This window comes from Parendozoicomonas sp. Alg238-R29, assembly GCF_947331445.1.
Lineage (GTDB): Bacteria > Pseudomonadota > Gammaproteobacteria > Pseudomonadales > Endozoicomonadaceae > Sansalvadorimonas.
In genome coordinates, this window is the sequence record NZ_CAMZOG010000057.1 from 24200 (window position 1) to 31896 (window position 7697).

The following is a 7697-nucleotide window of genomic DNA, read 5'->3' on the forward strand; positions in this document are numbered from 1 at the left end:
ACCATCTTGGGTCACTCGGCCATCCAGATTGCCTGCTCTGCTCCTTTTCAGCGCAAATACGTATTTGACTGCGGCAGGCCGCGGCCAGTTTACACCCTTTGTTTTGAATATGCTGCTTTGATTACAAACTCTGGAAGGGGCTGTCGATAACTTCAGGAAGTGCGTGAACAAACCGAGCAGCTAATGCCTATAGGTAGAATCAAGAAAGCAGGTCGTCAGGATATTCCTCTACAGATTGTGCAGTCTACTGATACGTCAAAGGTGCCGGCTTTCAACAGAACTTTGCAAACGGTTCAGGCCCAATCTTCAGTGGTTACCAAGAGGGACACGGATCAGCTGAACTCTGATAACCCGCAGATATTGAATTCCCGAAAGGTAGATTCGGGCAAAGCGGATGAGCTGCCTGAAATTGCAGGGGAATTTCAGAACTGGGTGGTTGAAATAGCTGAAACGGATCTGGACTCTCCTCCGGAAGTTATTCCTGAATCTTTACAATCATTATCCCAACAGCAGATGAACCAAATTGTTGAAGCGAGCGTGGTTGAAAGTTCTGCGCTGTTAAGTGATGAGCCGGAAATTGAAAGAGCCAATGATCAGCACATTCGGGAGAAACTGGATGAGTACAAAGATCATTTGGGAGGAACGCCTCATTACTCTGATGGAAAGCCTGCTTTAAAACGCGGCCGATTAGTTTTCGGACATGCCTGGGAACCGGTACGTAACTGGATCGGTAAAGCGATTACCCGAAAGTGGCCACCGGCCGTATTCTGGAAAGGACTCAGAGAGGCTTTAGAGCAGGTTGATCGGGTTGGGCAAACTTATGGAACCCTGAGTCAGTATGAATTCTGTGTGCTGACTCTGGAGAGTATTTGTCATATTGAAAATAACTTACCGGAGATCGAAAGAAGGCTAAGAGAAGGAGACAACCCGGGACCTTATTTTGCTGTAAAAACCGGCTGGGTCTTTCATCCCCGGAACAGTAATCCGGAAATTCTGATTAGGGGGATTCATGAATACCTGAAAGCTTTCCGGAATGAGTTTGCCAAAGCAGAGACAAATGGAACGCTGAAAGACTTCTTTGGGGATGCCATCAGGAAGGGAGATATCTGTTTTGAAGCACGAAACCGTACCCTTCAGGACTATATCACTGGTCGGGTGACTCACTATGGTCATTCTTCTTCCCTGGAGGAGATTTTAGATGAGCTCATTGGGCAGTTTATGACTGACTGGTTCAAAGAGCACCCCGTATCAGAGCTACCGACTTCTGTTGACGTTGAATCCTGGATTATTGCTCAGGACATTGTTGGCTACTGGTTCTATGGTGGCCCCGGCGATAACTTCACACAGTCTGAATTATCCAGGGGGTTGCTGAAGGGGCGGAAGGTTATTACCGCAAAGTTGATTCGTAAATATTTGGATTTTCAGGTGGATGAAGGCATTCTGCCAGAGTAAGAAATTAGGCCATGTTGTATTGTTCCCGCTGGCTGGTTTCCGGAGCAGTTCTGTATAATGTCCGATTAATCTGTATCTGGCCCGATCTACTCCGTCTCCATGAAATTTATAATCAAGCTGTTCCCGGAAATCACTATCAAGAGTGCTCCGGTTCGTAAGCAACTGGTGAAGCAGTTACGCAGAAATATCCGCACCGTCTGCCGTCCTCTGGATGACACTCTCGAAGTGACCGGCAAGTGGGATATGGTTGAGGTGGAAACCAGTCTTGCCGAGCCTGCTGATATTGCCACTCTTGCTGATCGCCTTACATGTATTCCTGGCATCCATCAGGCACTGGAAGTTGCTGAATATCCCCTTACTTCAATGGATGACATGCTGGAAACGGTACGTCCGGTTTTTACTGACCTGCTGGCAGGAAAAACTTTCTGTGTACGGGTAAAGCGTAATGGCTCTCACGCGTTCACTTCCGGAGATGTTGAGCGTTTTATCGGTGGTGAGCTGAACCAGAGTACAGATGCAGCAGGAGTAAAGCTCAAAAATCCTGATATTAAGGTTGAAATTGAGATCAAGCATAACCGCTGGTTCTTGGTGACCCGTCGTCATCCCGGCCTTGGTGGTTACCCTATGGGATCTCAGGATCCAGTGCTGTCACTGATTTCCGGTGGCTTCGATTCCACTGTTTCCAGCTTCTTAACCATGAAGCGTGGTCTGAACACGCACTTCTGCTTCTTTAATCTCGGTGGCCATGCCCATGAACTGGCTGTTAAAGAAGTGGCTTATTTCCTGTGGAACCGCTACGGCGCATCTCACCGGGTACGCTTTGTCACTATTCCTTTTGAAGGTGTGGTTGAAGAAATTCTGACCAAAATTGATAACAGCCAGATGGGCGTTATTCTCAAGCGAATGATGCTGCGTGCGGCTTCAAAAACTGCTGAGATTATGGATATCCATGCACTGGTGACCGGTGAGGCTGTGGCTCAGGTCTCCAGCCAGACTTTGCCGAATCTGGCAGTGATTGATTCTGTAACAGATACCCTGACTTTGCGGCCTCTGATTGCCATGGATAAGCAGGATATTATTTCTGTTGCCAGAAAAATCGGAACGGAAGATTTTGCCAAGAGCATTCCAGAATACTGTGCAGTTATTTCCAAAAAGCCTACAACCCGGGCAAAACCAGAAAAGATTGAAAGGGAAGAAAGCTTCTTTGATTTCTCCGTGCTGGATTCTGCTGTAGACAACCGCCGCTCTGTTTCTATTGCAGATATCATTGCTGACGATTTGAGCCGCGAGCAGATTGAAGTTGTTGATACAATCGCTAAAAATGATGTGATTATTGATATCCGCCATCCAACGGAAGAAGAGTTGAAACCTCTGGTGATGGAAGACCGTGAGATTGAGGTCATTCCGTTCTACCACTTGATGAGCAAATTCCCGGAGCTGGATCGTGAGCGTCATTACCTGCTTTATTGCGACAAAGGTGTGATGAGTCAGCTTCATGCTATGCATCTGCGTGATGAGGGTTACACCAACGTGGCCGTTTTCCAGCCCGAAAATAAATAACCAGAATGGCAGGCACGATTTCGGTTGCGCCTGCCTATAGCTCGTCAGGGACAAATAATGAAAATAGCGATGATCGCCGCAGTAGCTGAAAACAATGCCATTGGCATCGATAATAAACTTCCCTGGTATCTTCCGGGGGATTTGCGGTACTTCAAGGCTGCAACCATGGGCAAGCCCATTGTTATGGGACGGAAAACTTTTGAGTCTCTTCGTAAGCCTCTGCCCGGCCGCACCAATATTGTGATGACTCGGGATTCCAGCTGGAACCATGACGGTGTCAAGGTTGTTGGAAATCTCGAAGAAGCTATCGCTATGGCTGAGAGCGTGGCTATGATTGATGGCGTTACCGAGCTGATGATTATTGGTGGTGAGCAGATTTACCGCCAGGCTCTGCCTCAGGCTGATCGACTGTATCTCACCCGGGTAGGACGATCCTTTGAGGGCGATGCTTTTTTCCCGACACTGAATGCCAGCCAGTGGCAGGAAACTGCCCGTGAAGATCATGAAACTGACGAAGGTTTGAAATACAGCTATCTGGTGCTGGATCGAGTCTGAAGAGTCCGTACTCTCTTCTTATACTGTTTTGTATCCCTTTTTATTTTAGAGGGATGCAAAACAGGAGCAGGGAGTGCCGACTACAAGTCGTGCTGCAGGATTAGCAGAAACAAACTCTATGTCTTCCGTTGGTCTTCCTAAGACCGACAGGGTTTCTTTGTCTCGGATTATCGGTAAAGAAGAGCGGAATAAGCTGAAGGGTGGCCAGTTCCGTATTTCTGATATTTCTGGCTCCAGTGGTGACTGGATGATCAAAGTCACTGAATCCTCCTGGAAAGGCCGTGTCATAGGTTTTCTGAAATATGACTACGTGAAGGGATACGCCAAAAGAGCCGTCAATAAACTGTCTTCCTTCCTTCATACCACCAATACAATTGATTACAAACTTCTTGCCGCTTATATCGATGGTTTCCACACACTGACTGTTCAACCTCCTTCTTCTGTCCGAACCGTTTTTTCTCTTAAAGAGGCTGGTGTATCTGGAGAGGGTGATGAGCTGGCTACCCCTTTGGGTTTTCGAATTGCGTCAGCATTGGATTTTGCCGGTGCCTGTTCTTTGAGAAAAGATAAGTCCGGCAAGGTGGGATTAACAAAAAAACGTGGTGATCTGGATGACGAGACGATTTCCCACATTGATTATCTGGTAAATCTTTCTCCGGTACGTTTGACCTACGAATTTATTGCTGATGATCGCAAGTTCCCCAACGGTTATCTGGATCGGGTTTTAATTCCTTTTTATGTAGACCGGCTGGTGACAGAAGCAGGAATGACAGAAGCGGATGCCATTCAGTATATGAAGGCTCTACAAAATACTCATGGAATGCTTGAAGAAGATAATATCGACCTTGAGCCCATGATGGAGATAAGAAATGCGATAGATAAGCTGGCTGAGGCACACACGCGTAAGGTCAGTACTGCGTGTGGTGGAGGTGGTGGGCACTTTCCCGATGGCGGCAGTGTATTAGAGAGAGACAGGCTGCCAAGAAAGGTTCGGAAAATAACTGTTGGGCGAATACTTGATCAGGGGCGCGCAGCCAGAGGAGAAGTTCGCGATTTTCTGATTCGGGAATTGAGGAAGAAAGGTGAAACTCAGGAAAAAGCCCGTGAAATGGTGGTAGCAGCCCTGAACAGCCGGGGAGTAGAGGTTGGCAAGACTCTTTCGATTGATACTTTTCAGGAGCTGGTAGGAGTTCTTGGGCTTTATGATGAAGAGCGACAGGGGGATATTGTTCGTAACTACCTGAACCTTGTCACTCTTATAGACAAAACACAGAAGACAACTCCTGGCAGTCGAAACCTTCTTCTGCAACAGGCAGGGATGAAGGAGAATGAAAAGTTTGCCGTCAGTGAACACAACGAACTACTGACTGTTATTAACCCACCGGCACTGGAGGCACCTAGCCCAGACACTACTTACACCTGTGATTATGATGAACTCTGGGCTATTCAGGCTAAGGTCGATCGTGGCTGGAAGTTGCGCTGGACCAAGGATATGTACAAGCGCATTGTCCGGTGGATTGCCAGAAATAAACGGGTTGTTGCAGTTCAGGCAACATCTAAGGTTGTGACGGCAATTGTGACTGGATTGATGTCGGGGGGGATTGCCGGCGCTACTTATCTGGGGTGCGCAGTTTTGTGTTTGCCGGTGATTATTGGCGCCAAGTTTGGCTTAAACAAAGTGCAGGAACTATGGCACAGAAGAAAGCTTTGGAAATATGATGAGGCTGGAGAGCCGGATCATGCCAGTAAGCGCGACAGCTTTCATAGCAGTATTGCTCATGTGGTTTCTGAAGAGAGTCTTGTTGATTGCTACAACTCTTATTTCAATCTGAAAGAAGATCTTCAGGGGCTGAAAAAACTGAAAGCCAAGGCTAATAAAAGTGCCCGTGAGCAGATTGAATATCGCCGCTATCAGGTCATGCAGCAGTTGCGTACAGCGGAACTGGGCGAAAGCTATAAAGACATGGGAAAAATGATGGTGGAAGTTGTCACCGACATCTCTACGTTTGAGCAGGAGTTTGAAAAGCAGTTTCTGACATTATGGCGCCCTTTTTCAAAAACTGAGAAGAACAGAGCAAGGAAAGCTGGTGAGCCTTATATGACCGATGCTGAAAAGGCTGAAATATTCAATGAAGCTGCTAATCGGCTGCTGTTGAAAGGAACGGCAAGAGTTGCCCAGAAAAACCAGACAGCATGGATCAAAGAGCTTGTTCATAGCGGAGCGAAAGATGGTCGGAAATCAGGAAAATTATTATTAAGAGATCTTGGAAGACTAAAGGCGCCTTCCAAGACTGATACTCATGCTTCTGCCGCTGTAGGTCGAGTTAACTGGTTAACATCCCATGCTGGTGAAGCCGCTAAGCATACGGCAAAAGCCGTAGGACACTTCGTCTATACAAGCATCATTATGAATGCCAGCAAGATTCTTAAAGCGGGGGCTTTATGGATTATGACAGGAATTCTACCGCGGCAGGTTGATGTCCTTCCTGTACCTACGGCGGCAGTCGGTACTTACTGGATATCTTCATTTATTGGTGGGCAAACTTTGAACCTTATTAACAACTGCCGCAACCGCTTGCGGGTAAAGAAAATAATAAAAAGCCGGAGAAAACCGCTCTCCCCAGAAGAAGCTGAAAGGCAGGCCGCTGATGATGCCAGAGAAAAATCAAAGACTAAAAGGATCAAAGAGAAGGTTACGAAAGTATTGGGAATCCATAAGGAAAGGCTTGGTGAGCAGGTTACTTTTGATGCCAAAGTTGATGAGCTGGGTCCGGAAGATTTTCGGGCACTTCGCAGCGAAGGGTGTGAGCACCTCAAGCAGATTCCCAGAGTGCTGAAAAAACTGCGGGCCGCTCACGATAGTTTGAATAAAGATGTTGAGGCACTCACTGACCCTCAAGCGATGTTTGTAGATAAAAAGGAGCAGTTGATTAAAACTGCCACGTTGATTTTGGAACGTAAGTATCTTGAACAACAAATGCAGGAGCTGATGAGTGGCTCAGTTGGAACCTTCTATGAAGAAACCATAAGAGGGGAGTGGCTGCGACGTCAGGAAGTGGATGACCTGGGGCATGGTGTTCCCGTCGCAGCGGCGACAACTTAAGTCAACTTCCCTTGTGGTAATTCTGTTTTTCGAGATTTTCCTGCATAGATTAAAGGCAGGATTATCAGCATCGCGCCAACCACGGTGTAAATGTCTGGTCATTCCTGAAAAAGAAGTACTCCAAGAACCATTGATCCTAAAAGTCCTGTGTACTCTGCGTTGCAAATAGAGCCCGCTTCGGCCAGCCGATACGCCACAATAGCACACACATGAAAAGCACACCCATGAAACCCAAAACTTTAACCAGATAGGCAGAAAAATAATTGAGGACATCAGCTGGCGATAAAATAGCAGCTGTATTAATAGTCCTTCAAAACCAAGTCCTTTAACCAGAGCATCTGACAAAACACCAAACTGGTTCCCTGCAATTAATAAAATAATCGCAAACAGGGTTGGATTTTTTCCTCTTATTACAACTCACCTCACGTTAGCAAACTGATATTGTTTGAATACTGTCGTATGAAAAAATGATCAATTTTGACAACCTGTGAATTAATTTGATGTATCGGAAATGCGTACACTTCCACCCATGAGAGCTTTGGTAGCTTTTGATTCAGTAGCAGGCAATGGCAGTGTGACTCTCGCCGGAAAGGAGTTAAATATCAGCCAAAGTGCTGTCAGTCATCGTTTGCGGCAGATTGAAGATTATCTGGGAGAGTCTCTTCTTTTTCGGAGTGGAAGAAAGCTTGAACTCACTGAGATTGGGCGTAACTATTTCTCAGAGGTGGATCGCATTTTGAGGGATCTATCCATAGCCACAGGGCAGATTACCGACGAAGCTCATACCCATATCCGCTTTCATGTTTATAGTTCTTTTGCGATTAAAGCTCTGGCAGATTGGTTATACCGGGAGGTTTCGATGCGGCAGTCATCACAGGGCAATTGCATCAAATAGGTACCATCGAGCCACATAATTTGTAGTAGTCTCTGATTCCCATTTATCAGACTCGTATTTCAGCATGGAAGCCCAGCAGTATCAGCCCCTGACAGCCTTTCTCGCCAAAGTTCCTGACCCTCGCTGCGAAGG

General features: G+C 46.7%; 5 protein-coding genes. All 5 read left to right on the forward strand.

The features are described 5' to 3' along the window. Positions 1 to 183 precede the first annotated feature (183 nt). The 5 genes from QMA35_RS14200 (at position 184) to QMA35_RS14220 (ending at position 7565) form a co-directional block, all read left to right on the forward strand. Positions 184 to 1452 (forward strand): hypothetical protein, encoded by a 1269-nt coding sequence (locus tag QMA35_RS14200; protein WP_281647816.1) that lies wholly within the window; start codon positions 184 to 186, stop codon positions 1450 to 1452. Between the two features lie 99 nt (positions 1453 to 1551). Next, the gene (gene thiI / locus QMA35_RS14205; protein ID WP_281647817.1) at positions 1552 to 3012 is read left to right on the forward strand and encodes a tRNA uracil 4-sulfurtransferase ThiI; all 1461 of its coding nucleotides are present in this window, start codon (positions 1552 to 1554) and stop codon (positions 3010 to 3012) included. Positions 3013 to 3069: 57 nt separating this feature from the next. Beyond that, entirely contained in the window at positions 3070 to 3567 is a 498-nt protein-coding gene (locus QMA35_RS14210) for a dihydrofolate reductase (protein WP_281647818.1), read from the forward strand. 73 nt (positions 3568 to 3640) lie between these two features. After that, entirely contained in the window at positions 3641 to 6670 is a 3030-nt protein-coding gene (locus QMA35_RS14215; protein ID WP_281647819.1) for a hypothetical protein, read from the forward strand. Between the two features lie 511 nt (positions 6671 to 7181). Then, positions 7182 to 7565, forward strand: coding sequence for a LysR family transcriptional regulator (locus QMA35_RS14220; protein WP_281647820.1), 384 nt, complete (start codon positions 7182 to 7184; stop codon positions 7563 to 7565). The last annotated feature ends 132 nt before the right edge of the window (positions 7566 to 7697 follow it).